Below are 26,553 nucleotides of genomic sequence, written 5' to 3'. Positions count from 1 at the left end.
TATCTGCTAGTAAAAATATTTTTCAGCTCTGGCAATAAAATTTTGGATCTGAACCTTGGAGATGCAGGACGAAGTGCTGAGAGAAATATCGATTGAGAATAGACATAAGGTAGTCTATGTTCACTTTGAGCCTCCACGAGAGCCCGCGCTCGGCGGCCCTGTTGAGAAGACAGTTTCTGACAGCTACTTATTGGAGGCGCTAAAGAAAAGAGGCATAGAAAATCTTTACAAATTCCAAGAGGAAGCCATAAATGCTATACGCAACGGTAAAAACACGCTTATAATATCGGGTACAGGCACGGGAAAAACTGAGGCATTCCTCATTCCTATAATCGAAGACCTACTAAAGGAGCCAAACGCACGCGCAGTACTTGTATACCCAACAAAGGCACTAGCACGGGACCAAGTAGAGAGAATCCAGTACTACACCAGTGCAGTTTTTGGATTCAGGGTGGGTGTCTATGACGGCGACACGCCAGATAGGGAAAGGGAAAACCTGCAATCATATCCTCCCAAAATATTGATAACTAACCCAGACATGCTCCACATCTCCTTGAGGAAAGCAGGCTTCCTACAGGAATTTCTCCAAGAAACAAAATACATTGTCCTCGACGATGCACACATTTACAGCGGCGTTTTCGGCGCGCATGTATACTACATCTTGAGGCGTCTCAAAAGAATCGTTAAAAACGAGCCAGTTTTGGTCGCGTCATCTGCTACTATAGGGAACCCCGAGGAGTTTGCAGAAAAAATTCTGGGAGAAAACTATACAATTGTCAGTGCAGGGGCTACGAGGAGAGCTCCGATCTACCACGTCATGCTGAGGCCCGTGTTGAGGTCTAAGCTAGCAGAATCAATCTACTTGTTACAGTTACTATCTTCGAGGAAACTTAAAACACTTCTTTTCGTGGACAGCCATAAAGTGGCTGAAAGCGTATCGCTTCTTGCGAAGCAGGCAGGCGTCAAGGTAGAGGTTCACAGGGCAGGGCTTCTACCAGAGCACAGAAAGAGGGTAGAAGAGAAACTCAAAAAAGGAGAAATAGACGCAGTAGTCGCAACGCCAACACTAGAACTAGGCATCGACATAGGTGAGCTAGACGCCGTCATCATGCATAATATTCCACCAACATATAGCAAGTACCTCCAGAGAGCTGGAAGAGTGGGCAGAAGAGGGAAAACCGGATACGTCTTCCTGATTCTTGGAGACGACCCAATAAGTAGCTACTATGAAAGGAACCCCCAGGAATTCTATACACAGGTCTCCGACCCAGTATTCCTTGACCCAGCAAACGAGGAAGTGGTACGTGTACACTTGGTAGCCATGTCTCTGGATTCGCCCTTCAAACTTGAAGAATTAACAACATTTGAACGGGTGGTCTGTAAAAGGATGGAAGAGGAAGGCTATCTCAAAAAGGACATCAACGGGTATTACCAACCCACGCTGAAGGGTCTAAGATTTCTCCGTTCTCGGGAAAATATTCGAGGAGTAGGCGAACAGATTAAAATAGTCACAGAGACGGGGAAAGTCCTCGGGTACAGGGAATATCCCCAGGCAATCAAAGAGCTTTTCCCAGGAGCCATATATCTCCACGCCGGGACGCCGTACATATCGCTGGGGATCAAGAAGGGGAAAGCAGTCGTAAAGCTTCTTCCCGTAAAAATGCCTCCTGTAACCACTTCTCCCTTATACTACACCTATCCATACGACGGGAAAGTATACCTCGAAAGAGAGGTCATGGGGATTCATGTAAGGTATCTCGACCTAACAATCGAAGACCACGTCTACGGCTACGTAACCAAGACTTTCCCCGAGGGACAAGTCGTTTCACAGAAACTCTTGGAGGACGAACTTACATATTCCTTTAAAACCAAAGGGATACTCTTAGAGTTTCCACCCAAGCAGGAATGGACAGATATCCAAAACGCCGAGGCATTCCACGCAATAGAGCATGCACTAATTTTTGCGGGTCAGATGATTGTTGGCGCATCACAGACAGACATGGGCGGGATAAGTTTCCCGACAGGACAAATCTACATCTACGACTCATTCCCGGGAGGGTCAGGAGTCACCAAACAGCTGTTCTACAAGCTAGAAGAAGCCCTTAAACGGGCATACAACATTGTCTCTAAATGTAATTGCGAAGATGGTTGCCCAAGGTGCATTTACTCCCCCTACTGTGGAAACAATAACCAGATGCTCAGCAGGAGAAAGGCAGAATCTGTTCTAAAAGAAGTTCTCTCCCTAAAAATCTTGAGAAAACCAGTGCAGAGGACTGGAAGACCTATCGTTTAGCCACAATATTTATGCATATTCTCTCGAGAGGTAGACATCGACATAAGACAGGCTGTCCTATTTTTAAGCCCGTGAGGCTGCTAACAGAAAAAAGCACGGGAACACTCTTCTTGGAAATCCTTAATGAATCCAAGAGAAACCTCTTCAATATCCGTAAATCTCTACCTGCCAAAATCGAAACGTCTACAGGTTTTTCCGCCTCCATGGGAAAATAGGGCGGGTTCGTGAAAACAAGGTTAAATGCGTTTCTCCTCAGGCACGAGGCAGCATCACAAAGAACAACATCTATGTAGCCGTCCACCTTGTTAGCTCTGGAATTTACCTTCATTGCCCTCAAGCATTTCTCATCTATGTCTGACCCCACAACATATATCCCCCTCTTTGCAACGAGCAGTGAGAGCTGTCCAGATCCGCACCCAATCTCTGCCCATGGCTCTTCCATTTGTATCCTCGCCAAAACCATTGAGAAAAGATCTGAAGTAATCGTACCAGCGGGGGTAAAGCAACCTGAAGGAACATAGAGCCTATTTCCCCTGAAAAATATCCAATTTTTGTGGCGTACAAGATAAAATCTCAGCAAAGTTTTTGTAACTGTAAGCATTAGTCTCCCAGTAACTGTGTCTGGTGGAATCGCGATGCAGGCCACAGATATTATTCCGGTGAAGGAGGCATTAAAACTTCCGGCGGGCTCAACTGTAAAGGTTCGCGGATGGGCTTATCGGAGGCGAGACCTAGGCGACAAAGCATTTATCGTTGTGAGAGACTCAACGGGAATAATACAGGCAGTCTTTACGCCAGATTCGCCGAGCCACCCAGACGCTAGAAAGGTAACCGTGGAATCCTCACTCGTGGTTGAGGGGACATTAAAGGATGACCCACGTGCTCCAGGAGGAAAAGAGATACAGGGAAAAAAGCTCGAAATCGTTCACCTTGCTGAAAACTTTCCCATAAGGCGGGATGCCTCTAGAGAATTTCTCCTAGAGGTTAGGCACCTTGCAGTCAGAAGCAGGAAAATGACCTCGGTGCTAAAGATAAGGAACACTGTTTTCGAAGCTCTCCACGAATGGTTCAGGGCCAACGGGTACTACGAGGTTCAGGGACCAATGTTTGTATCTGCTGCTGTAGAAGGTGGAGCAACCCTCTTCCCCGTCAAATACGTGGATGGAAGCACAGTGTATTTGACACAGTCTTCACAGTTCTATCTAGAGGCGCTTATCTTCAGCCTAGAAAAAGTGTACACAGTGGCTCCATCCTTCAGGGCTGAGAAGTCTCGTACCCGGAGACACCTAACAGAGTTTTGGCACGCAGAAGCCGAAGTAGCTTGGACAAACCTGGAAGGCATAATGAAAGTGGAAGAAGAACTCGTAGCCCACATAGTCAGGAGGGTCCTAGAGAAAAACGCTGAAGACCTAGAATTACTGGGCAGAAAGACCGAGATCCTCAGGAATGTTGAGCCTCCATTTCCAAGGCTAAGCTATGACAAGGCCATAGAGATACTGCAAGGCAAAGGATTCAAAGTTTCTTGGGGAGACGACTTGGGGGCAGACGAAGAGCGTGCACTCACCGAGGAGTTTGACAGGCCATTTTTCCTCTACGGCTTTCCCGTTCAAGCCAAGGCATTCTATCACAAAAACGACCCATCGCGTCCAGAAGTAACGCTCTCGGCAGACCTTCTGGCACCTGAAGGATACGGGGAAATCATTGGTGGTGGTGAAAGAATAGAAAAACTAGAAGAACTAGTAGAGAAGATCAAATCTTTTGGTCTTAATCCACGGGACTATGAGTGGTATCTTGACCTGAGGAGATACGGCTCTGTTCCTCACGCCGGGTTTGGATTGGGGATGGATAGGCTAGTCACTTGGATAGCTGGGCTAGAACATATAGTTGATTCTTTGCCTTTCCCGAGAACAGTGTCCAGAACGTATCCATAGTTTCTTCTTTGTTGTCTTCTTTAGAATAAAAAATGTTTAAATTCTTGGGAATTTTTGATTATTGGTATTACTAATGACGATGTCAAAAAGAACTGCTCTGGCATATGTTCCTCCTGGTAGCATAGTAAAAGTCATAGATGTAAGTGGAGGTTATGGCAGCATTAGGCGTCTATACGAGATGGGGATAGTTCCAGGATCAGAGGTAAAGGTTGTTTTTAACAGTGCTGGGCCAACGGTTTTAGAGAAAAATGGGACAAGAATAGCCATAGGTAAAGGTCTAGCTATGAAGGTTATAGTCGAGGTGTTAAGCCATGAATAATGTTGTCAGGGTTGCACTCTTGGGTGCCCCTAATGTTGGGAAAAGCACTCTTTTCAATACTCTTGTAGGTGCACATAGGTTCGTGGGGAACTGGCCTGGAAAAACTGTCGACCGCTACGAGGGGGAGCTTGAACACCATGGGATAAAAATAAGGATCGTTGATCTTCCAGGCACCTATAGTTTAAGTGCTCAATCAGAGGAGGAGGAAATAGCTAGAGACTACATTATACACGAGAAACCAGATGTAGTAGTGGTAGTTGTAAATGCTATCGCGCTGGAGACAACCCTGTATCTGGCTGTCCAAGCGCTTGAACTAACGAGTCGCATAGTTATCTTGGTAAACAAGATAGATGTGGCAGAAAAAATGGGTATACATATCCACATCGAAAAACTTTCCAGCCTGCTCGGAGTACCCGTAGTCGCTGTGTCCGCTCTTCATCGTTCTGGTCTGCATGAGGCAATAGAAGCAATAATAAATGTTGCTCGCGGCACCTATCATGTTAGAGGTCCCAGTCTATCTTATGGGATAATAGACTATTACATATCTCACTTCGAGAAAACACTAGAATCCTGCGAGGCGAGTTCCATTTTTCCTAGAAGATGGCTAGCTCTGAAGCTAGTGGAGGGAGACAAGCATATTGACGCCATTATGCAGGAGAAGTGTCCAGAACTCTACAGTGAGGCCCTAAAGAGTAGAAAACAAATAATGGAGCAATTTGGAAAAAGCCCAGACCTTATTGTAGCGAGTAGTCGCTATGAATTTATTTCAAAGGTTATCGACCAAGTCATCTACAAGGGTAAGCTTGCCACGCCGCCACTAACCGAGAAACTAGACAATATTCTTCTTAAACCGCTGATAGGCCAGCTTACACTTTTCATTATTTTGGCTTTTCTTATAGGGCTTGTACTTACCGTAAATACTGGTTTTCCAATAAAACAAATCGCAGAGGCGCTGGGACTAAGCGCAGTTGCAGAATTTTTGGAAAACTATAGTTTGAGTGGTATCGTGGCATTTGCATTTAATGTATTAAGCGAGCAACTTAGAACGTTTCTAATAGCGCTACAACTACCTGACTGGCTTATCTCCATAATTGTGGATGGAGCCTTTGCCGGCGTGGGGGCGGTACTATCTTTTCTGCCGTTAATTTTCTTGGTGTTTATCGCTTTCGGCTTTCTAGAGGACACAGGAATTATGTCAAGGCTTGCCGCTGTTTACCACGAAACCATGGTAAAGTTTGGGCTCTCAGGGAAAGCTCTAATGCCTCTCCTCTTGGGATTTGGATGCAACGTCCCCGCAGTGATGGGGACAAAAATACTTAGTACTGACAGAGAAAAATTCTTGGCATCCTTTCTGGCCCCCCTCATTCCGTGCCAGGCAAGACTAGTAGTTCTCTTAATGCTATTATCTCTTATACCCAACCCGGTTATAGCAGGTCTGCTTCTTCTCTTCATCTATCTGTATTCGTTTATCCTTGTCGGCATTCTAGGATACCTTATAAGCCGGTACATGGAAAAGACACGAGAAGAACCACAGCTTATTATCGAGTTGCCACCGTATCATCTTCCAAGTCTAAGGGTGATATGGTGGTATGCTTGGGACAATACGCTACATTTTCTTAAAAAGGCGGGCATAATAATTTTTGCTATTTCAACATTAATGTCTCTTCTACTAATGCTCGGACCAAGCGGGATCGTTTCAAGCGTCGAGGGATCATATGCATACAGTATAAGCAACCTTATCACACCTATCTTGACGCCCATCGGGCTTGATAGATGGGAGGTGGCTCTTTCTCTTCTAAGCGGCTTCCTAGCTAAGGAAAGCATAGCTTCGACACTGTTGATTGCCACTGGGAAGGATACTCCGCAAGTCGCTCTAGCTACGTTAAACATTACGTTGCCCCAAATAGTTTCCTTTATGCTTTTCATCAACTTATACACTCCCTGCGTTGCAACTCTTAGCGCCTTCTATTCCCAGGTAAAAAGCGCTAAGTACACTGTTTTACTCATACTGACAGAGCTATTCTTGGCCTATGTATCAGCTTTTATAGCTTTCAAAATTTTTACCTTATTGATGCCATGATGCATATCCAACCCTCTGGCTCGCAGTTAATAATTGGTGGATGGAAAGAAACAAGCCTTGTAGATGTATTAGAGAGTGTCTCTTTTACGCTGTGGCTGTCCTACTGTAATTTCAAGTGTCCATGGTGTAGCAATAGCAGGCTCGCTAGAGGATACGAGAAAAAAGTAGTACCCATAGGAGAAATAGTCTCACATGTACGGGAAGCAAGAAACTTTGTAGACTATTTCCACGTCACGGGAGGCGAGCCAACCCTGCAGTACAGAAGCCTAGTAACTCTCTACCTCAAAATAAAGGAGGAAACGGGCCTCAAACTAAGCTTGGACACCAACGCGTCTCTCCCAGAAGCTCTCCAATACATATTTTCACATGTAAAAATCGACCACGTTGCTATAGATGTTAAGGCCCCGCTCAGCGACGCGGCACTATACGCTAGGGTAGCAGGCCTGCAAACAAAAATAGCCGAGAAAATTGTAGAAAGGGTTAGGGAAGGTATCATGCTGACTTCTCAAAACACCGAGTTTTTGGAGCTTCGTACTCTACTCGTGCCAGACCTCCTCTCTCCAAGCGACATAGAAACGATTTCGAGAGAACTTGCAAATCTAGACCTGAAGGCCCCGAGAATAGCATATGTGGTTCAACAGTTCATACCCTATGAGGGCGTCCCGGATGAATATAGAAATAAAAAGAAGACGCCACGAGAACTAGTCAAGCAAACCGCTGAGAGAGTAGCAAAAGTGTTTCCGGACAACGTAGAAATATGGTATAGGACCATTGAGGACGGAAACGTAAGAATACGATAAGTTGTTTTCAATTTTTTGCTTACTCTATCGTGATGCGTTCAGGTGGGATAGCGGCATGCTTATAGGAAATGATCCTGATAATGTCTGCCGCGTCTTGGAAGTCGTCGCTCGTAAGCTCTAGAAGGTTCACTATCTCCATCATGTTGAGGGCGCTCAGTAGATCTATTTCTCCCTTATCAAGCATTTCTCTAATCAAGTATATTGCTTTTATCCTTAACTCGTCAACTTTCCTTTCGCCAACATCTATATCCATGGTGGCCCTCACGGCGTAGAGGGGAGATAGACTAAGCATACGTAAGTTTTCAATTAGTTTATCCGCTAATTCACGAGTATTATCCACCATATCAAGCAAGACAGGCTTAAGCACCTGTATTTTGTCGGTGAATTTTATCCAGAGGAATCGCTCGTTGCACTCAATTATCGCGCCAGCGACTTTATCTATTTCTTCGACAAGTCTTTCAAAATCCATCCTGCTGGACTGCGGGAAAACCCCCGAGTAGATCTTCCATATGATTTCTCTCTTAATCTTGTCGGCCTCTCTCTCCATTTCTTTTATTTTTCCAATCCCCTCAGTTACTCCAGAAAGGTCGCCTCTAAATGCCGCTTCAACCATTTTATGCTGATAATCCAGTATTCCACGTATTACTTCAACATGTTTAATTGTCAGGTCCAGGAAAGGCCATGTGGGTCTAGTTTCGCGGAATATTATTGAGAAGCCTGCAGCCGTTATAGCTAGAATGCTTCCAAAGTTAATAAACACTTCTTCGAGGGATGAGGGAGATATTGACAAGAACAATGTTCCCAGTAGAGCTCCAGTCGCATACCCAGAGTCTCTAATCATTCTATAAAAGCCAATAGCTATTTCTCTCTCAGCCGGCGGCGTCAGATCTGCTATTGGAGAGGGAAGAACTGGGTAAAACATTGCATAGCTTAAACCCATAACGAGTACTATCAGGAGTATCTCTGGAAATCTTTGGGCGCTCGGCAAAGCTATAAGCAGAAAAGCGTCAAGCATTAGGCCTAGTGTCGCTATTACGCGTCTACCAACTCTGTCTGAGAGCGAGCTCCAGAACGGCATAGTTGCAGACCACACAATGAGAAGGATAGACTGTGCAAATCCTGCCTGGTAAACTTCCATGCCTCTGCGGACCATGTACAATGGGACAACTCCCCACACAACTGTGTCAGCAACTTTAGTCATGTGTGCAGCGATAAGTGCTGCAAGAGTACTAGGATTTCTTAGAAGCATTTTTATTGTCTCTCCTGTCCTTATGTTCATTGAGTATTTTTTCTTCTCGATTTCAGTGTATTTTTGTGTCTCATGCGAGTTTAGCGCAGCCAGAAGACCAAAAATTGCAGATACAACAATGACAAGTAGGCTTGCTCCTAGTCCGCCAGAGTTGAATACTAGACCACCTGCAAATGCTCCTATAGAGTATCCAAAATAACAAGCACTCTCAATGTACCCGAAACTAAGAGATGAACGTTCAAGTCCAAGGATGTCTCTAATAGCTATAGCACTCGTTGCAAAAACTAATCCTTCTCCTGCCCCGATAAACATGTTTCCAGCTAGGAAATTAAATGGAGGTGGTAGTACAGCTATTAGTATGGAGCCGAATAGATAGATAACTGTTCCAAGTGTAAGGGAGCTCTTCCTGCCCCTCTTGTTTGCATAGAAACCAGCCATGAGATCAAAGGAAGCTTTAAAAAAACCGAAGGAAATTATTGGAAAAAGGAAACTTATCTCTCCAAGTGATTTTTGAGAGGAAACGCTGAGAATAGTTCTTTGTACTCCAGTCGCCGTACCTATAAGTATTTCTGTTAGTAACACAATGAGTATCGCAATGTTTTCCTTGCTCAAGGCCTAGCCCCCTAATCTGACTCTCATGTTTTTCTATATAAATCTATTTTTCTATATTCTCTATAAAGAGTGATATCCTTATAGAATCATTTTTCGACAAAAAGGTTTTATTAATGCAGAACATCTAGGTAAAAGAGAGTAATGGAGTCTACACAAAGAATGGAAGTTGCACGATATCTAAGGGCAGGCTACAAGCTAGTGGGAAACCACAGCGCCGTAGCTATCTGCAGATGGACTAGGTCTGCAATTAGAGGGGAGAGACTTTGCTACAAAAGCTGGTACGGCATACAGAGCCATAGATGCCTCCAAATGACCCCTGTCCTTAATTTCTGCGATTTTGCATGTAAGTTCTGCTGGAGGATGCATCTTCCAGGGCGATTCAAGATCCCCAATGGCTGGAGGTGGGACGAACCAGAAGACATAATCAATGGCTCAATTATTGCACAGAGGCTTCTATTGATAGGCTTCAAGGGCAACCCAAAGGTTACCAAAGAGAGGTTTCTTGAAGCAATGTTCCCCAGACATTTCACGATAAGCCTCGACGGAGAACCACTTCTCTACCCAAAGCTTCCAGACCTCATCAAGAGGATAAATGAAAGAAACTTTACAACGTTTCTCGTAACAAATGGCTCTATTCCAATGCGGCTCAAAGAAATGTTGAAGAAAGACGCCCACCCAACAAACCTCTATCTTAGCCTATACGGTCCAAATAAGGAAGTATTCCAGGCCACAGCCAACCCAAAGATTCCAAATGCATGGGAAAACGTTTTGACCAGCCTCGAATTGTTAGATCAATTTAAGAAGAGCAGGACAGTTATTAGACTCACGATGGTTCGAGACCTCAATATGGTTGAACCAGAGGGGTACGCGTCTCTTATCAAAAAAGCTAATCCCATGTTTGTAGAACTCAAGGGATATACATGGGTAGGAGAAAGCCAGAAGAGATTACCTATAACAGCTATGCCTACTCTAGACGAGCTAGAAAAATTTGCGGAGAAGATCCAGGAAATAACTGGGTACAAGATTAAAGTGAAAGATGATAAAAGCAGGGTAGTCATGCTTGTTCGCGATGAAGATGCATGGGAAACAAATCTAAAGATGGTTGAGGAATGGAAACAGAAGGTCTCTAAGCTCGATGAGAACTGGAAAAGCAAAGTAGAAGACTTTAATATGGAGGAGCACGGCTATAAGCTTTTATATTACTAGAGAGAAGAGTCTCATTAAATGGCAATGATCGAAGAGCTCCGGCAAGCTCTGTACAGAAAAGAAACTATAATTCTTGTTGCAAAGTGTAGTATCTTCTATGAGGGGAGAGCATCCTCCAAGCTCAGTGAAGGAGAAAGAATAATCATAATAAAAGAGGACGGTGCAGTCATAGTTCATAGACCATTTGGATACGAGCCTGTAAACTATCAGCCCCCTGGAAGTATTGTCACGATAGAAGAAGATAGAGGAATTATTAAACTAAATATACTGAGGCCCAGAATCCACGAGAAAATGGTCATCGAAATAAAAGAACTCAAACATTTTTACTCTTCTAGGCTAGAAGACCAAGCCGAGTTCCAAATGTGGGGCGACGAAGAAGACTTGAAACAAGCAATCATACTTGACCCCGCAGGAATGCTGGGAGAAGAGCTTCAACTCGTCGGCTCCGAGTTCTCGCTGGGCTCGGCCGGATATGCGGACATAGTTTTCAGGGACAAAAACGGAAACCTAGTAGTAGTAGAGGTTAAGAAGAAGACGGCAGATGTTTCAGCTGTTTATCAACTTAAAAGATACGTAGACAAAATAAGAAAGGAGGGAGGATCAAACGTATTAGTCCGAGCAATTCTCGTAGCTCCAAGATTTACCCAGTCTGCACTAGTGGCTCTAAAAAGAGAAGGGCTGGAATACCGAGAAGTAAGCCTTCAACATGCTAGAAAAATCTTAAAACAGAAACGCAGTCTTCCAAGCTTTTTTACCAGTTAGCTTAATTATTTAGAAAAACAAAAAATAGAGGGCAGACAGTGGCATATCCAGCAACTTTATTTGGCGTAGACACAGATGCTGACCTGGAGAAGCTGGCCAGTCAGCTCAGCAAGTTCTCTCTATTTAGGTCGGAGATAGAATTTCTTGGAAAAAAGTTTCAGCTAGGCCTAAAGATCGAAAACATGGAAAAAAGCCAAAATTCTCTTTCATTAATTGTTTCCGACTCCTTCGTTTCAGCAGTCAAGATAAATGAAGATATATTAAAACTACCAGTGACGAGAAGAACTCCGCTTAGCTTCATACAAGTTGGCGCCGATCTCTATCTAGTAGTTTTTTCTAGAAAAAAGGAAGCAGAAAAACTGGCAGACATATTGTCTGAAGAATTGTTTAAAAAACCAGACGTGATATACAGGTTAGTTATACCCTCACAGGCTCTAAGCAAAATCTACAGGTCAGAAAACGTTGAAGTGAAACAGATAGTTTATGAGAGCACAAGCAGTGAGGAAGAAATAAAAACCACGGTATATTTTGGCAGAAACCTGGCATCAGTTCTACCTAGAGGCGAGAAAGAAAAAAGCATAAAGATAAAATACATCCTATACCGCGACGAAGTCGGTGTATTCGGGATAAGCGCCTCAGGAACAGTCATTGCTTATACACAGCTCTCTCAGAGCGAGTTTGTTTCATACATAGTTGAAAAAATAATCCCGCTAGCTGAGCCCCCTGGCTAGCTCTCTACCTGAACCTTTCCAGAATCTTTCTTATATCTGCGGGCTTTTGTCTAAGGGCAGGAGGAGGATTCATAGCGTGTAGGAAGGCGTCCTCCAGAATCGGTCTATTTATGCGGTAGAATATTCCTATAGGTATCCTTTCGGTTTCAGAGGCAAGCTTAACGGCTCTTTCAAAGTCTGTAGGGTCATGTCCAGTGTCCTCAAGCTTGTAGACCTTTTGCCGGAGAATAGTATAGGTATTGTAGAAGGTTACACATGGCTGTAACACATCGATAAAGGCGAATCCACGATGCTTTATTGCCTCTTTAAATAACTCCTTTAAGTGTTCGACTTCTCCGCTAAACCCTCGTGCAACAAACGTTGCGCCACTTGCAAGCGCGAGCAAAATGGGGTTTAATGGCTGTTCAAAGTTGCCAAAAGGCGTAGAACGTGTTTTAACGCCTATAGGAGTCGTCGGGGTAACCTGTCCCGTAGTAAGCCCGAATATCATGTTGTCGTGCACAATAAGCTTGATGTCTATGTTGCGTCTAGCAGCATGGGGGAAATGCCCCATACCGATTGCATAGGCGTCTCCATCGCCGCTATGGCCTATCACGAGGAGATCCGGGTTGGCTAGCTTGATGCCTGTAGCCAGAGGCAATACACGTCCATGAATAGTATGAAAAGTGTTAGTTTTCATGTACTCGCTCATGCGTCCATGGCAACCAATACCTGTGACAATCACCACTCTTTCAGGGTTAATTTCTAGCTCTGCAAGCGCCTTTCTAAGCGCTAAGAGGATAGAATAGTTACCACATCCTGGACACCAGACAGGTCTTTTTCCTGTATCAAAGATGGATGGATCCATGCTCTCACCTCTCGAGATAAGAGTTTATCCAGAGCTGGATGTCTTCTGGGAAAAATTGGCGACCATCATATTTCAAGAGCAAGCCATCAGGCTCCCTAAATAGGTTCTCCCTAATAAGAGAAGCAAGTTGCCCAGTAGAGTTATTCTCGATAACTAAAAGCCTTTTATCTTTAATTTCAGAGAGTAATTTATTCTTTGGGAAGGGCTCCATCCAAATCACTTGGACAAGTTTTACCCCGCTTACACCCTTTAGAGCCTCGAGCACAACTTGTTTTGTGGATCCCCAAGTCACAACAACAATGTCTCCATCCCCAATGGTTTCAATGCCATGTTTTTCTGCCTCCTCGCGGAGGAGTCTATATTTTCTCAATCTTTTGTCCTGCATCTCCTTTACCTTTGAAGGCTCTATCGTGCCAAATCCATACTCGTCGTGTTCACTTGTATTTGCATAGACGAGGGATCCAGGTGTTCCTGGGAAAACCAAGGGGGAAACACCGTCCTCTGTTATCTTATATCTTGGAAAGAACCCCCCTACATTTTCTCTGGAGATTTTCGGCTCCTCTATGCCCAACTCTGGAAAGTCTGGTACCGTCCAGTAACTTTCTCCAAGATACTTGTCTGACAATAGAATTACGGGGACCTGGTATTTCCAAGCAATGTTAAGTCCCCTGTTGGCTAACACGTATGCTTGATATGGGTCCCCAGGCGCCAGCACTACCCTCGGGAATTCTCCCTGGGATGCATGAATCACAAATCTTAGGTCTCCCTGCGCCGTGTGCGTTGGGAGTCCTGTTGAGGGACCGGGTCTCTGCACCTCGACTATAAGTATCGGTGTCTCTGTCATTGCCGCCTGTCCTAATGCTTCAACCATCAACGAGAAGCCTCCGCCGCTTGTCGCAACCATAGACCTTGCACCCGCATAAGCCGCACCAATAGCCATATTGATAGCGGCAATCTCGCTTTCGGGCTGAAAAACAACTATTCCAACCTCTTTCTGGATCTCTGCCAAGAAATGCAGGATAGGGGAGGCGGGGGTCATGGGATAGGATGCGAAGAATGTTAATCCAGCTGATAACGCTCCGAGAGCAACTGCAGTATTGCCATCTATCAGGAGCCTTTTCTCTTTACCTGAATATATCGCTTGTTGAGGTAGCTTGTAGCCTTGAAAGCTGTTGCTCAATTCTTTACCGTACTCATAGCCCATTTTGAAAAGCTGTTTGTTGAGATCTGCAGTCTCTTTTTTGCCTCTAAATTGCTCATCGTAAAGCTTCTCTGCTATCTCTATATTTCCATTGAGAATCCCTACAATTATTCCTAGCCCGATAGAGTTTATAGCTACGCTGGGCGCATTCATTTCCTTTACTATTTTCCTTAGGGGAAAGGCCCTTATTTGTACATTATTTTTCGCCAAGCTACTGGCATCTTCTTCATCACAAATAATGATTCCATTCGTTTTAAGGCTAGCAGTGTGTTTCTCAATAGAAGGCTTATCCAAAGCTAAAACAATGTCCACTTTTTTCTGGTGTGAAAACACTGTTTCCTCAAGAGAGGCTCTAACTTGTGCCCACTGGTGTCCACCCCTGATCAAAGATGGGTATTCATTTGTAATGAAAACATTCAAGCCGTGACGAAGAAACATCTTTCCAAGGGTTACGCTTGAGCTGAAAATTCCTGCGCCAGCTGGTCCCGCTATCAAGACACTTAAATTTTTTGAAGTTTCCACACTAATCCCAGCTTTAACTATGTAAAGTCCTAGCTAAAAACTTCTTGCAAAATAATAAATATTTTTCTCCAAATATAACAATCAAGATGTCTATACCGAATCGTAGGGGCATATATTTGTTAATGATAAATGTCATGGAAGACGTAAAAATTTATTTAAAAACTGGAAAGGAGTGGATGATACCCAGAGGAATATATTATTATGTTGGGTCAGCCAAAGGTCCTGGAGGGCTAAGAGCAAGGATAAACAGGCACCTTAGAGGAGCGAAAAAGCTTCACTGGCACATAGACTATCTCTTGACCAACCAAGCATCTATTGTTACACATGTAGTTTACGCTGAGACGGAAAAGCCGGAGTGCGTTTTGGTTCCTGTTCTTGAGAGGCTTGGAGCTACACACATAGCAAGAGGTTTCGGCTCCTCAGACTGCAAATACAAATGTTTCTCACATCTTCTAAGATGCAACAGCGAATTGGAAAAATGTTTACAAACAGCGATAACTAGCTTTAAAGAGGCAGGACTTTTACCTGTAGTGATGTCAGTCTCTATCTAGAGTTCTACCTTCTTAAGCTGTTCCAATACGTATTTTCTCACGCTGTGTGGATCTTCGACTTTTTTTACGGGCTTACCATCCTCAACATATGTCTCAAGGAGCGGCCGCATGGGTTTGCCACACTTGGGACACCTGGGAGCTTGTGTATCACTTGGAGCAACAACATCAGCCAGGCATTCATCACAGCGATATACTTGTTTTCGACCCGAGAGTTTCCCTCTCTTAGCTATAGGTCTCCATTCACCTTTAATCTTCATAGCCGTGATATCCATAGCGAAATCTACTGGCTGGGCGGTAGAGATAGCGGCTCCAACTCCAAAAGCGTCTGCGCCAGCCCTGGCAAGCGCAGGGATATTTTCTTCATCTATACCACCTGAAACAACTATCTTTACGTGATTATAGCCATTTATGTCAAGCTTCCATCGGACCTCTCTAATTATTTCCTCGAAATTTCCCCTCCTGCTACCCGGAGTGTCTAGCCTTACCCCCCAAAGTTTCGGACCCAATAGTTTAGCCGCCATGAGTGCTTCTTCTGTTTCGTCGTAAAAAGTGTCTACTAGTGCTACTCTGTTGACGTCCTTCTCTATCACCTCGTCGTAGGCTTTCCATGCAAGCGTGTGGTCTCCATAAACACCGCGAAATATAATTAGGAGACTATGCGGCATCGTCCCCGTAGCCCTTATTCCCAAAGCCTCTGCTCCAAGAATCGCTGAAACAGCGTCTGCACCACCAACATATGCATAATATTCGATAAAGGGCGCAAGCGCGGGATGCTGTCTTCTAGCTCCAAACGACAATACTAGTTTTTCCCCGGCAGCCTTCTTAACGCGAGCCGCCTTTGTTGCTATGCCAGAAGCAGAGGCAAGAAAGCCCAGCAATGGCGTTTCAAGCTCCAAGAATTCGCCATAGGGACCCTCAACTGTCAATACAGGAACTTTGTAGCCGTAGAAATCCTTTGCGTGGAAAATTGTACCCTCGGGGAGAGACCTCACCGTGACATTTCTACCTTCCAGTAGCTTTAGAACTTCACGTAGCCCAGCATAAACTCCCCACTCATAGTCATTAGGCAACTTACTAGTAGTCACCTCCATGTGGACAACTGTATCAAGTAGACCATATTTTTCTAGAACCTTTCTCGTCCTTGAAAAATATACGTCGGTAGTTAGCCCGCTTCTAACCTCGTCAAAAGTTGCATAAATAAATCTCTCATCCCATCCAGACATCTTTCCATTCACAAAGTGAAATAGAGGCAACCCTTCACTTAAATCTTTTCGAAGCAAAATAATCGTGAACAGAATACTTTATACTTCCGCGACACTACTTTCGAGGTTTCCGGCTCCTTTAAACTCCTCTTTTATAGTCAGAAATACTTCACTGTTTACAAACAGTTCCAGCCTCTTTGACCGTCGTTGCTCCAATATCAGGCCTACCCTCTCTAAAATGACGAGGTGGCCAGACAAAGAGCCAACACTTATGCCTAGCCCCCTGGAAAGCTGTCTAACAGAGGATCCTGGATTTTCGAGCAAATAGGCTATGATTTTTCTACGCAGTGGATGCTTAAGAGCCTCACGAATCGTTAGCACTTTGGGCGGCATTTTATGCACCTTGATGCAAGTTTAAGACTTGGGGCTCGATAAATAATTTTTCCTAAGAATCAAAACAGTGGTGCGGCCGCCGGGATTTGAACCCGGGTTCTGCGGCGTGGCAGGCCGCCATCCTACCAGACTAGACTACGGCCGCCACAATGACCAAAATAAAAGAAAACGGGCTTCTTAAAAAGCTTTCCATGGTTTTTCAAGCAGTTCTGCTACTTTGTAGTTGCACCATATGTTTTTAAGAGGTTAGCCAGCTTGCTTGGTTCAGAGGCATACAGCCTTATACGTTGCTTCACTGTAGAGCCCATAACCTGTTGGACTGTTTCAAGTTCTACGAACTTTCTCCGGGAATCAACAACTATGTTGCCTTTTAATGGAAACTTTATAGGCATTCGTTCATCAACTATTACACCCTTTGATGTAACAACATAGTTTGTAGCTATGACAAGTGTCCCAGTCTTTGCCTGCAGCCGTCTCGTATAAAGTCCACTTATTAGAGAAATAACATAGAAGAATCCATACAGAAAGAGGTATTCAAAGAAACTAGCCATTTTCGTGTCTACAGGCGCAAACATTCTGCCTGCCTGGAAAAAGAAATCCCTTACCTGTGGAATATAGAAAACAAATATAAAAACAAGGAGTGAAAAGAATGGTACAAGGGTAGCTTTAAACTGTCCCATCAATTCCGGCTGTGTATTCTGGAGGTCTCTCTCTCTAAGCTTCACGACTTCTTCCATGTTAGATTTGTAAAGCGTCTCTCCCTTCTTAATCTCGTCGAGGTCTTTGAGAAGCGTCTGTGTCTGCTTTCCCATCAAAACAAACATTATAGACATCAAAGCAATGAAGTACAGCAAAAAGATCCATGAAGTATACTGGGGAAAATTAGCATTCAGAAAAGCAAAAACAACCAGCAATACAAGTCCAATCAAGTATTGAAGTAGCAACGCCCTATTCATACCCACTCCTCTGCATAAACCAAAAGACAACTTATAAATCCACCGATGTTTTCCCCTTAAGAAAGTCCACAGTCTTCTTCTTATGTATCTATGCCAGATAATACTTGATGTATGGTTTCCAATTCTAATGTATTTATTGCATAACGATTGGGCCTAGCTTCCCTATGCTATTTCACTTAGAAAGAGCCTTGCAACAAAAGAATATTCTTCCTCGAATTTTTCGTCTAAGTCTCCGGCGAATATCACTAATGCATCATCAGCTCTAAAAACAAAGATTACTTCGTTAGAAGGCTTGACAAAGAAGCTCTGGTTCTCTTGGCCCAAAAGATAGAGTAATGTTTTCACTTTGTATACCAGTTCCTCGGCGTTAAAGTCCCGGGGATACTTGTACTTTATTTCATCATTTTTTGCAATCACAATACTATTTACACCCATTTTCATCAGCTTTTCTCGGAGACTGTCGGCATCCACTACAAATTCCTCTACAATTTCTGGGGCACTCACTTGTCTGTAATCGTTTTAAAGCCCTATAAAGTTTCTCATTTGTATCCCCAAAGATAAGTTTTAATACATGTTTTTTACAGACCAAAATGAAAGACTATGAAAAAAACAGCCTGGCTAGAAGAAGAGGAAGAATTCCCTGAAGAAGAGGAGGAATGGGAAGAAGAAGAGGAGGAAGAGTGGGAGGAATTCGAGGAAGAGGAAGAAGAATTCCCCGAAGAGGAGGAAGAGTGGGAAGAAGAGGAGGAAGAAGAGGAGGAATTCTAAAGGCTCAAAACAAATTTGCTAAATAAGCATTATTTATACCGTTTTTCTCCCCGTAATACCTTTTACAGCACAGCTTCTGTTTTTACATTTCTCCAATAGACTCCTATGAGTCTACAGCTTTCTGTAAAGAATTTTTTTACACTTGTTGAGTAAAGCTTATAAAAAGATGCAAATAAGGACAATGGTCTATAAAAGCTTTATGCTTAAATATTACTTTGCACTATTTATTAACGGCGAGAAAATGACATACGAAAACGACCCTGTATACCAAATGGCTGTACAACAGCTGAAGCAAAGCGCCAAGATCCTCAACCTACCGGACGATGTTGTCGAGGTTCTTAGGCACCCAGAAAGGTTATTACACGTAAAGATACCAGTAAAACTAGACAACGGTAAAATAGCTGTATTCCACGGCTGGAGAAGCCAGCACAACAGTGCTTTAGGGCCCTACAAAGGTGGAATAAGGTACCACGAGAACGTTACAGAAGGCGAGGTTGTCGCGTTGTCAATGTGGATGACGTGGAAGAACTCTCTTGCAGGCATACCTTACGGTGGTGGCAAGGGAGGAGTAAAGGTTAATCCAAAGGAGCTTTCCCCAAGAGAACTCGAAGAGCTTTCTCGAAAGTATTTCGCGGCCTTGTCGAGGATTGTTGGAGAAGACGTGGATATACCAGCACCAGATGTGTACACGAATCCACAAACCATGGCATGGTACATGGACGAGTACAGCAAGATAGTCGGCTACAATGCGTGGGGAGTGGTGACAGCCAAGCCAAAGGAAATCGGTGGACTATACGCAAGAGTCGTAAGCACAGGGCTAGGCGTCGCAATCGTTGCTAGAGAAGCGGCTAAAAAGGTCTGGGGAGGCGTAGAAAACAAAACTGTAGCTGTCCAAGGTTTCGGAAACGTAGGAATCTATGCTGCAAAATACCTCAGTGAATGGGGAGCAAAGGTTGTAGCAGTCACAGACAGTAAGGGTGGCATATACAACCCCAACGGAATAAACGTTGAAGAACTTATCAAGATCAAGGAGCAAACAGGTAGCGTCACAAACTACAAGGACTACAAGAAAAAGATTACCAATGAAGAAATACTCGAGCTGGACGTAGACATACTTGTCCCAGCAGCCGTCGAAAACGTCATAACAAAGGACAATGCACCCAGAATAAAAGCCAAAATCATAAGCGAAGGCGCAAATGGTCCAACAACCCCCGAGGCAGACGAGATACTAAGGAAGAAAGACGCAATCGTAATCCCAGATATCCTTGCAAACGCTGGAGGCGTAGTCATGTCCTGGATAGAGTGGGCAAACAACAGGATGGGCAACTGGCTCACTGAGGAAGAGGCGCTTTCAAGGCTAGAAAAGAAAATGGTCGAGAACTTCGGTAGCGTCTACAACGAGTGGCAGAAAAGATTCCACGAGTATCCAATGAGAATTGCGGCATATGCGATCGCAGTAGAAAGAGTAGTAACGGCAATGAAGCTCAGGGGCTGGATCTAAAAAATTATTTGGTCTTTTTCTTTCTTTTCCTTTTTTCATTTCTTCTCCTAACCAAGTAAACCCCTAGAAATATCAAGGCCAAGACAATCGTTGCTGTCACGATAAGGTTCGTTATTGGAAGCTGTGTACTGACGCTCGGGCTATTGGTAGCGAGCTGAACATCAATGCTTGCCATAACTGGGTCACAGTTGTCCGACAATGCTGTCACAATTATGGAACCTATGGTGCCGTTACAGCGAACAATCACTGAAAGAGTTTTCGTATAACGAACAGGCATGTTGCCCAGAAAGAATGTGAGATTCCTACCCCATCTCTCTCCATCCGTGGATAGAAGTGAACAACCAGTGGCTGAGAGGCTCACATAGGTGTTCTCAGCAACCCCTGGACCAAGGTTAGCTACAAAAATAGAGACAACACCAACATTGCTTGTCAAGTTCAGCTTCTGCGGGGATACAGTCACCCAGAGTTGTGTATATCCTTGAAGATTGGTGTCGCCCTTATGAGTTTGGACATTTACATTGGCCAATACAAAACCCCCAAGTAAAAGGAACATCAAGACGATACCCAACCAGAGGTGCCGGTGCACAGGCTAAAAAAGCTCAATAATATTTAAAACATTTATGTAGCTAGCATCTACCCAAGCATTTAACGTACAGAGTAGTGTCATCGTAAATCTGTATTAGAAGGTCTTCTACCTCTTTACCTTCACCGTTATAGACGCGCCATTCTCCACTACAGTCTTCGCCGACTATTCCAATAATTTTTACCGCCGATCCGTTACTCCTAACAACTACTGGGTAATGCCTGGAAATAACCGATAAAACAGTCACGCCCCCAACATAAACTTCCCTGAAACATGAGAAACCGGAAGCATTTACACAAAGAGTCACATGGATAGGCTTATACATAGCTGATGAATTAAGGTTATCCATAGCGTCGACCTTTTTTATTTGCCCAGCCAGGTAATCCAGAGTTCTAGAGGTATCCTGAAGCAGGAGCACAACCCTAACAGCCAGAAAAATAGAGACCAGTGCCAAGCCAAGGCTCAGAAAAACTAAGACCATGTGGATACTATCCCTATTCATTACTCTCCCCCAGCAAAGCGACAATTACAAGGTAAGGGGTCAGGCGCGATGGCACGGCCACATGTAAATGCCCTCTTTTAACCATCATCATCCCACGCATAGTATTTCCGTTCAGAGTAATTGAATTTTTCTTTAATCTCTTCTCTATTATTACAAAACAAAAAGTAATTCCTGAAGTTACACAAAAGACAAAAATAACTTCCAATAGACATCTACATCGAGCAAAATGAAATATGCTGTAGCAGTAGATATAGGGGCCACCCAGACACGCGTCGCCCTCGGAAACGAGGAAGGAGAAATATTGGAAATCGAAGTCTTCCCAACGAGAAGCTTTTCCAACCCAGACCAATACCTAGAACACATAGCAAGACTAGCAAAAACCTTTACACAAAAACACAATGTAGACATAGTAGGCATAGGCGTAGGATCCCCGGGACCCATAGACATGGAAAAAGGAGAAGTCATAAAAAGCGTAAATCTACCCTTCCAGAGGCTCGAAATAGTCCGCGTCCTCAAAAACCTAACCGGCAAAAAGATAGCATTTACAAATGACGCAGTCACAGCCGCTGTGGGCGAAAAATTCTTCGGAGCTGGAAGAGGCCACCGAAACCTCGTTTATGTAACGATAAGCACGGGCATAGGGGGAGGAGTATACGTCGACGACACACTATTGCTAGGCAAACAGGGAAACGCACATGAAATAGGACACATAGTAGTAGACTCAAACGAAGAAATAACCTGTGGCTGTGGAAAAAAGGGACACTGGGAAGCATACTGCTCCGGCACCGGTATACCAAAATACGCAAAGCTACTTTCAAAGAGACATCCTGATCTATGGAACCAAAGCATCCTCAGAGACAAGGAAACACTAGCAGCCAAAGACATCTTCGATGCGTATAGAAACAGCGATAGCTTTGCCAGGCTCGTGATACAAGGAGTAAAAAGATACAATGCTTACGGCTTCGCTGCAATAACCAACGCGTATGACCCAGAAATAATAACCATCGGCGGCTCAGTCGCGCTAAACAACTCAGACATACTACTCGCAAACATAGAGAAAGAAGTAGAAAACTACACAGTAAACACGGTGCCAAAAATAATTCTAACACCCCTAGGAGACAAAATAGGCATAATGGGAGCCCTAGCACTAGGGCTAGGAAAAGAACCAAAGGTTCCACTAAGATGACATCTATCGACAGAAAAATACCTGGTTTTTATTCTCTTATTTAACTTGGCATGCAAATTTAAAAATACACAAAGATGCAAATGCTATAACTCCAAGAATAGCTCCTGCGATAAATAGAAAAACAGGGCTGATACTATACAATTCTCCACCCAGAAGAGGCGCTATGATGGTAGCCCCTTCAATCAGTGAAACAATTGATGAGAATTTTCCCCTATCTATGTCTCTAATACTGCGGGTCCAAAACGAAAAAAGTGAGGGTTCGTAGAAGTTTACAGATGTTTCTAGAAGAACATAGGCAACTAATAAAACCATTAAATTTGGCTGTAAAAGAAAAAGCATCATAGATAATGTGATAACAAAAGAAGAGATAATAATACAATTGATCTCTCCAAGCATTCTAATGATGAACCCGGAAAGAGGCAATACGAAAAAGGTGATACATATGTTGGATACTGTCAGAATAAGACCATACTCAAGCTCACTAACCTTTGCAATCTCTGTAGAGTATATGACCAAGAAAGGACTAGCCATTGCGAAGACAAAAATTATTATGCTCCCCAAAAGGATAAGCAGAATAATTCTCCTATCAATACTTCTAATTAAATTCAAGTATGCTCCAAAAAACTGAGCACTTGTCCTGTCAAGCTTAGCATTTTGAGAAACTTTCCGCTCTTCCCTCATAAACAACAGGATCAAAACTCCCGATATTATCCCAAATGTTCCTGCGATAACCATTCCAATCCTTACGCCAACAAGAATACCAAATATGCTTATAAGTACCCCAGCAATTAACGGAGAAACAAGCTTAACGATCCTCCGAGCAACCTCCATAAGTTGATAACCAATAGCTCTTTCTTTTTCCTTAAAAACCGAAGCCATAAGAGAATCACGAGCTGGGCCATAGAAACTAAAAACAGTTGCAAGCAAAACAAACAAAAATAAAACCCTCCAATCCCACGCCACAGCATAGAGCGCCACAAAAAAGTGAGTTACTATAAGTAAAACCCCTAGAACCAGCCAGTTCCCATACTTATCTGTAAAATAGCCTCCAAAGAAATTCAGGCAAAGTATTATAAAAGAGGAAAGAGATCCAAGGATTCCAAGCATAAAGGGAGTTCCGCCAAGTCTTATAAAATACAAGGAGAAGAAAGGCCTAAAAAGAGAAGCACCAAAACTAGTAAGAACTATATAAAACAACAATATAATCGCAGGTTTTCTTGCATGAATAAACTTCATGCAATTGAAATTTCGACTAATAAGGATTATTAACTTTTCGAGATTCATAAGATAATAGTTCACAAGAGTCTCCTATTTCTTTTCTTAGTTCTTCAAAGTAAGCATTTTTGCAATTCCAGCTTGGATGAGCTTATCTTAATTGCGATGAGAAGTTCTCTTACCATGATAATTAATTCATTTAAAACTGTGGAGATAACATCACTTTTTCCTCTTTGCTTTCTCAAATATTTCTTAGCCTTCTTTACTCTATCTCTTTTCTTCAGAAAAAATCTAAAATATTATTAGCTGTCAAGACAGATCACGTTTCGTGTCTCTTCTAAATTCCTTTATTTCCCTTCTTAGGTCTCTAAGTTTAACTTTTTGGGCTATTTGGAGCAAAAAATCAACTGGGTCTTCTGGTTTAGGGATAAGAAGGATTTTTCCATCCGCCTTTTTTACTAAAATTATCCCTCCCTCCTTAATATTGAATTCTTCCCTTAACTCTTTGGGTATTACTATTTGACCCTTTCGCCCTACTTTTAATTCTTTAATCTTCCTCATAACTAAAATAGTTGGAGAAAGAATATTTAGGTTAATCTGTGTGGGAACTTTCATCCTCTTAGGAGAACCAATAATTATGTCAAAAAAGCCAGACATATATTTTACTTTGTCACGTGTCACTTACTGGCAAGTAGCCACTTTGTTTTGTCCCCATAGTCCATTAGCTGTATTCCTAAGGAGCTGAGCCTATTCCTAATGTAGTCCGCAAGCTCGTAGTTCTTCTCTTCACGTAGCTTAGCCCTAACCTCGACAATTAGGTCGACAACCTCGTCGAAGGGGAGCATCTCCACAGCGCCTAGACCAAGGTCTTCGTCTAAAACTCCGAGTACACGGTTGAACTCCTCAAACAGGGATAGCGCCCTGTACACTAGTAGGTAGCTTGGCTTTGAGGAAATCTTGGAAAAAACTAGCCCCGAAAGCTTCATGACCGAGGCGAATGCCCCACTCGCGTTGAAATCATCATCCATGTTTTCGTAGAAGTCTCTCCGTAGCGTTGACATCTCCTTTAGAACCTCGATCTCGTAGTCCGAGACGCGTCCAGGGATCTCGACCTCGCGGGAAAGCTTCTTCAAAAGAGCCACAGAGGACTTCAAGCGCTGCAGATTGCTTTGGGCCTGCCTGAGAACTTCGTCCGAAAACTCGAGGATTGTTCTGTAGTGGGCAGACGCGAGCCACAGCCTAACAACTAGGGGGTCGTACTCCCTGAAGAGGTCGCGAAGCGGTACAATGTTTTTCAAGCTCTTACTCATCTTTTCTCCCCCGACTTGGAGCATGCCCGTATGCATCCAGTATTTTACCCAAGGTCTCACGCCAAACAGTGACTCGCTCTGGGCCCTCTCGTTCTCGTGGTGGGGGAAAATAAGGTCGCTCCCGCCGCCATGTATCTCGAACCTCTGGCCAAGGTAGCGTGAAGACATCACGCTGCACTCTATGTGCCAGCCGGGTCTTCCTGGGCCCCAAGGGGAGTCCCAGTACGGCTCGCCCGGCTTTCTGGCCTTCCAAAGTGCAAAGTCGTAGGGGTTCTTTTTCTCGGTGGCGAACTCCTCCTGGGTCCACATTTTCTTGTCTAGGCGCCCGCTCAGCCTGCCATAGTCGTCATAGGTGTCTACGTCAAAATAGACGCTTCCGCTGGGAGCTACATAGGCATGTCCAGAGGCGATCAGCTTCTGTACAAATTCAATGATGTCGGAGATATGCTCTGTCACGCGTGGGTGCATGTCTACAAAGACTCGTAGCTTGTTGAGTGCGTCTAAATAGTCAGACGTGTACTCATCGACTATTTCCCGCCAGTCCCTCCCCTCGTCCCGCGCCCTGTTTATTATCTTGTCATCTATATCCGTAATGTTCTGTACATGTACAACATCGTGGCCCTTCAGCCTGAGATACCGCTTAACAACGTCGAAAGCAACGTATGTCCTCGCATGACCAACATGGGAAAAATCGTATACCGTTGGGCCACAAACATACATGGAAACCTTGCCAGGCTCAAAAGGCTCAAAGCCTTCCAGCGTCCTTGTCAATGTGTTATAGACCCGCAACACAATAGGAACCACCGTTAGACAAGAATGCTTATAGCTACATGCAAAAATACTTTACCTTTTCCATTCGTTTGAAACCTACAATGGACAAAGCCATTATAAAGGTCTCCAAGGAGCTACGCCTAGACCAGCTAAAACTAGACAATGCAGTCGTCATCATAGATGACTCAGGAGAACCTTATGCCGGAAAAATCTCTGCCAAAAACCAATACAAAATCGAAAAGCCAGACATAAAAGCCCTCGAAGAAATCCACAAAGAAATACATAGCCGGGGTAGCCCGAGCATCATTGCTATAGGCGGTTTATCCGCTATAAACACGGCAAAAATACTCTCGCTACCTAGACTGCCACACAAAAACCTTCGCGAAATAGTCTACGAAAACAAGCCCCCAGACCTACGGCCACTAATCATTGCAACAGTCCCAGCAATGTGCACAGAGGCGACAAAACTAACTCTTTTCTTCGACCCAGTAAACCCCGTTTGGCTGATGCGACACACAGTGTCTCCAGTATTCTTGACTACTCCAGCTTTTCTAGAAAATGCTCTCCAGGACCCTAAAACACAGGTAGTAAACCACGATGTCTCTCTAATAAAGGAAGCCCCAGACCATAATCTATTTTCATATCTATCTCTTTGTGGCCTGTATGAGAAATTCGGCCCCGGACCCCTTACAATATTATTGTTGACACTTGCCTCGCTTTATTCTCTAAACATAGAGGAAGTTGCAAAGAATCTTGCCAAGCTTAACATCCAAGAGGCCTACACCAGGATCAAAATAAAAGACGATCCACAAAGCTGGATAGAGGAAGAAGCTAAATTCAGGGAAAAAAGGCCCAAGTTATACAAAAAGATGGATCTCCTAGTTGAACACTCATGGACTTTTTACAGCCTACAACTTCGTAGATACGGATTCAAAGGAAAAACAGACCTCTACAAATTCTACAGAAGCCTCCTTATTTCCTTATCAATTTTAGGAAAGCCTTAACTCTTTCAGTTGAGGGAGAATCCAGTATTTTGCTCGCAGGCCCTTCCTCAATGATTTT

The 26,553-nt window shown here is 43.8% G+C and carries 26 protein-coding genes and 1 tRNA gene; 13 read left to right on the top strand and 14 right to left on the bottom strand.

What is annotated here, in order from left to right; genetic code table 11:
• The first annotated feature begins 61 nt into the window (after window positions 1–61).
• Complete coding sequence (locus tag QXT17_RS00135) at window positions 62–2,293, top strand: DEAD/DEAH box helicase (protein WP_342783022.1); 2,232 nt, start codon at window positions 62–64, stop codon at window positions 2,291–2,293.
• Here QXT17_RS00135 and QXT17_RS00130 read toward each other — a convergent pair.
• Entirely contained in the window at window positions 2,283–2,939 is a 657-nt protein-coding gene (locus tag QXT17_RS00130; protein ID WP_052885533.1) for a methyltransferase, read from the bottom strand. The two genes, QXT17_RS00135 and QXT17_RS00130, sit on opposite strands and share 11 nt — an antisense overlap.
• Between QXT17_RS00130 and asnS the strand changes: the two genes are divergently transcribed.
• From asnS to QXT17_RS00110, 4 genes are all read left to right on the top strand, one after another.
• Entirely contained in the window at window positions 2,929–4,224 is a 1,296-nt protein-coding gene (asnS, locus tag QXT17_RS00125) for an asparagine--tRNA ligase (RefSeq protein ID WP_052885668.1), read from the top strand. The genes QXT17_RS00130 and asnS overlap by 11 nt on opposite strands.
• Before the next feature lie 73 nt (window positions 4,225–4,297).
• On the top strand, window positions 4,298–4,543 hold the full coding sequence (locus QXT17_RS00120) for a FeoA family protein (RefSeq protein ID WP_240366722.1): 246 nt from the start codon (window positions 4,298–4,300) through the stop codon (window positions 4,541–4,543).
• Window positions 4,536–6,623: a ferrous iron transport protein B gene (feoB, locus tag QXT17_RS00115; protein ID WP_020962841.1), complete on the top strand. Its 2,088-nt coding sequence runs from the start codon at window positions 4,536–4,538 to the stop codon at window positions 6,621–6,623. Before QXT17_RS00120 ends, feoB begins: the two co-directional genes overlap by 8 nt.
• The gene (locus QXT17_RS00110; protein WP_342782999.1) at window positions 6,620–7,423 is read left to right on the top strand and encodes an anaerobic ribonucleoside-triphosphate reductase activating protein; all 804 of its coding nucleotides are present in this window, start codon (window positions 6,620–6,622) and stop codon (window positions 7,421–7,423) included. Before feoB ends, QXT17_RS00110 begins: the two co-directional genes overlap by 4 nt.
• A gap of 19 nt (window positions 7,424–7,442) precedes the next feature.
• Here QXT17_RS00110 and QXT17_RS00105 read toward each other — a convergent pair whose 3' ends face one another.
• Window positions 7,443–9,284 (bottom strand): MFS transporter, encoded by a 1,842-nt coding sequence (locus tag QXT17_RS00105; protein ID WP_342782998.1) that lies wholly within the window; start codon window positions 9,282–9,284, stop codon window positions 7,443–7,445.
• 141 nt (window positions 9,285–9,425) lie between these two features.
• Here QXT17_RS00105 and twy1 point away from each other — a divergent pair, with 141 nt between their 5' ends.
• From twy1 to QXT17_RS00090, 3 genes are read left to right on the top strand one after another with little or no spacing between them, the layout of a single operon-like run.
• Window positions 9,426–10,490 (top strand): 4-demethylwyosine synthase TYW1, encoded by a 1,065-nt coding sequence (gene twy1 / locus QXT17_RS00100; protein WP_342782997.1) that lies wholly within the window; start codon window positions 9,426–9,428, stop codon window positions 10,488–10,490.
• A gap of 18 nt (window positions 10,491–10,508) precedes the next feature.
• Window positions 10,509–11,252 (top strand): endonuclease NucS, encoded by a 744-nt coding sequence (gene nucS / locus QXT17_RS00095; RefSeq protein WP_342782996.1) that lies wholly within the window; start codon window positions 10,509–10,511, stop codon window positions 11,250–11,252.
• 38 nt (window positions 11,253–11,290) lie between these two features.
• Complete coding sequence (locus QXT17_RS00090; RefSeq protein WP_273027082.1) at window positions 11,291–11,983, top strand: hypothetical protein; 693 nt, start codon at window positions 11,291–11,293, stop codon at window positions 11,981–11,983.
• A 4-nt stretch (window positions 11,984–11,987) separates the two neighbouring features.
• Here the strand turns inward: QXT17_RS00090 and QXT17_RS00085 are convergent, their stop codons facing one another.
• Complete coding sequence (locus QXT17_RS00085) at window positions 11,988–12,830, bottom strand: thiamine pyrophosphate-dependent enzyme (RefSeq protein WP_288004855.1); 843 nt, start codon at window positions 12,828–12,830, stop codon at window positions 11,988–11,990.
• Window positions 12,831–12,834: 4 nt separating this feature from the next.
• Window positions 12,835–14,553 (bottom strand): 2-oxoacid:acceptor oxidoreductase subunit alpha, encoded by a 1,719-nt coding sequence (locus QXT17_RS00080; RefSeq protein WP_342782995.1) that lies wholly within the window; start codon window positions 14,551–14,553, stop codon window positions 12,835–12,837.
• An 86-nt stretch (window positions 14,554–14,639) separates the two neighbouring features.
• On the opposite strand from QXT17_RS00080, the gene QXT17_RS00075 reads away from it, so the two are divergent.
• Window positions 14,640–15,104, top strand: a complete 465-nt coding sequence (locus QXT17_RS00075; protein ID WP_148682102.1) for a DUF123 domain-containing protein — start codon at window positions 14,640–14,642, stop codon at window positions 15,102–15,104.
• On the opposite strand, the gene QXT17_RS00070 is transcribed toward QXT17_RS00075, so the two are convergent.
• The 5 genes from QXT17_RS00070 to QXT17_RS00050 form a co-directional block, all read right to left on the bottom strand.
• Window positions 15,101–16,339 (bottom strand): nicotinate phosphoribosyltransferase, encoded by a 1,239-nt coding sequence (locus QXT17_RS00070; RefSeq protein ID WP_342782994.1) that lies wholly within the window; start codon window positions 16,337–16,339, stop codon window positions 15,101–15,103. The two genes, QXT17_RS00075 and QXT17_RS00070, sit on opposite strands and share 4 nt — an antisense overlap.
• Window positions 16,340–16,405: 66 nt before the next feature.
• Window positions 16,406–16,699, bottom strand: coding sequence for a helix-turn-helix domain-containing protein (locus tag QXT17_RS00065; protein WP_148682103.1), 294 nt, complete (start codon window positions 16,697–16,699; stop codon window positions 16,406–16,408).
• 68 nt (window positions 16,700–16,767) lie between these two features.
• Window positions 16,768–16,844, bottom strand: a tRNA-Gly gene (locus QXT17_RS00060).
• Window positions 16,845–16,911: 67 nt separating this feature from the next.
• On the bottom strand, window positions 16,912–17,655 hold the full coding sequence (locus QXT17_RS00055; RefSeq protein ID WP_020962852.1) for a DUF2208 domain-containing protein: 744 nt from the start codon (window positions 17,653–17,655) through the stop codon (window positions 16,912–16,914).
• A 162-nt stretch (window positions 17,656–17,817) separates the two neighbouring features.
• Complete coding sequence (locus QXT17_RS00050) at window positions 17,818–18,159, bottom strand: hypothetical protein (RefSeq protein WP_020962853.1); 342 nt, start codon at window positions 18,157–18,159, stop codon at window positions 17,818–17,820.
• A gap of 96 nt (window positions 18,160–18,255) precedes the next feature.
• On the opposite strand from QXT17_RS00050, the gene QXT17_RS00045 reads away from it, so the two are divergent.
• Window positions 18,256–18,423 (top strand): hypothetical protein, encoded by a 168-nt coding sequence (locus tag QXT17_RS00045; protein ID WP_020962854.1) that lies wholly within the window; start codon window positions 18,256–18,258, stop codon window positions 18,421–18,423.
• 241 nt (window positions 18,424–18,664) lie between these two features.
• Window positions 18,665–19,924, top strand: coding sequence for a Glu/Leu/Phe/Val dehydrogenase (locus tag QXT17_RS00040; protein ID WP_052885669.1), 1,260 nt, complete (start codon window positions 18,665–18,667; stop codon window positions 19,922–19,924).
• 4 nt (window positions 19,925–19,928) lie between these two features.
• Here the strand turns inward: QXT17_RS00040 and QXT17_RS00035 are convergent, their stop codons facing one another.
• The gene (locus QXT17_RS00035) at window positions 19,929–20,450 is read right to left on the bottom strand and encodes a hypothetical protein (RefSeq protein ID WP_148682104.1); all 522 of its coding nucleotides are present in this window, start codon (window positions 20,448–20,450) and stop codon (window positions 19,929–19,931) included.
• Window positions 20,451–20,550: 100 nt separating this feature from the next.
• Entirely contained in the window at window positions 20,551–21,009 is a 459-nt protein-coding gene (locus tag QXT17_RS00030; protein WP_020962857.1) for a hypothetical protein, read from the bottom strand.
• A 226-nt stretch (window positions 21,010–21,235) separates the two neighbouring features.
• On the opposite strand from QXT17_RS00030, the gene QXT17_RS00025 reads away from it, so the two are divergent.
• Window positions 21,236–22,195 (top strand): ROK family protein, encoded by a 960-nt coding sequence (locus QXT17_RS00025; RefSeq protein WP_020962858.1) that lies wholly within the window; start codon window positions 21,236–21,238, stop codon window positions 22,193–22,195.
• Between the two features lie 36 nt (window positions 22,196–22,231).
• Here the strand turns inward: QXT17_RS00025 and QXT17_RS00020 are convergent, their stop codons facing one another.
• The 3 genes from QXT17_RS00020 to cysS form a co-directional block, all read right to left on the bottom strand.
• Window positions 22,232–23,431 carry an MFS transporter gene (locus tag QXT17_RS00020; RefSeq protein ID WP_187147002.1) on the bottom strand — a complete coding sequence of 400 codons (1,200 nt, stop codon included), beginning with the start codon at window positions 23,429–23,431 and terminating at the stop codon, window positions 22,232–22,234.
• 288 nt (window positions 23,432–23,719) lie between these two features.
• Window positions 23,720–24,067 (bottom strand): AbrB/MazE/SpoVT family DNA-binding domain-containing protein, encoded by a 348-nt coding sequence (locus QXT17_RS00015; RefSeq protein ID WP_240366724.1) that lies wholly within the window; start codon window positions 24,065–24,067, stop codon window positions 23,720–23,722.
• Between the two features lie 20 nt (window positions 24,068–24,087).
• Window positions 24,088–25,512: a cysteine--tRNA ligase gene (gene cysS / locus QXT17_RS00010; protein WP_342814419.1), complete on the bottom strand. Its 1,425-nt coding sequence runs from the start codon at window positions 25,510–25,512 to the stop codon at window positions 24,088–24,090.
• A gap of 80 nt (window positions 25,513–25,592) precedes the next feature.
• Between cysS and QXT17_RS00005 the strand changes: the two genes are divergently transcribed.
• Complete coding sequence (locus QXT17_RS00005) at window positions 25,593–26,495, top strand: hypothetical protein (RefSeq protein WP_020962862.1); 903 nt, start codon at window positions 25,593–25,595, stop codon at window positions 26,493–26,495.
• Window positions 26,496–26,553 lie beyond the last annotated feature (58 nt).

Origin of the sequence: Thermofilum sp. (genome assembly GCF_038871435.1) — an archaeon.
Taxonomy (GTDB): Archaea; Thermoproteota; Thermoprotei; order Thermofilales; family Thermofilaceae; genus Thermofilum; species Thermofilum adornatum.
This window is presented reverse-complemented; position numbering and strand designations above follow the sequence as displayed.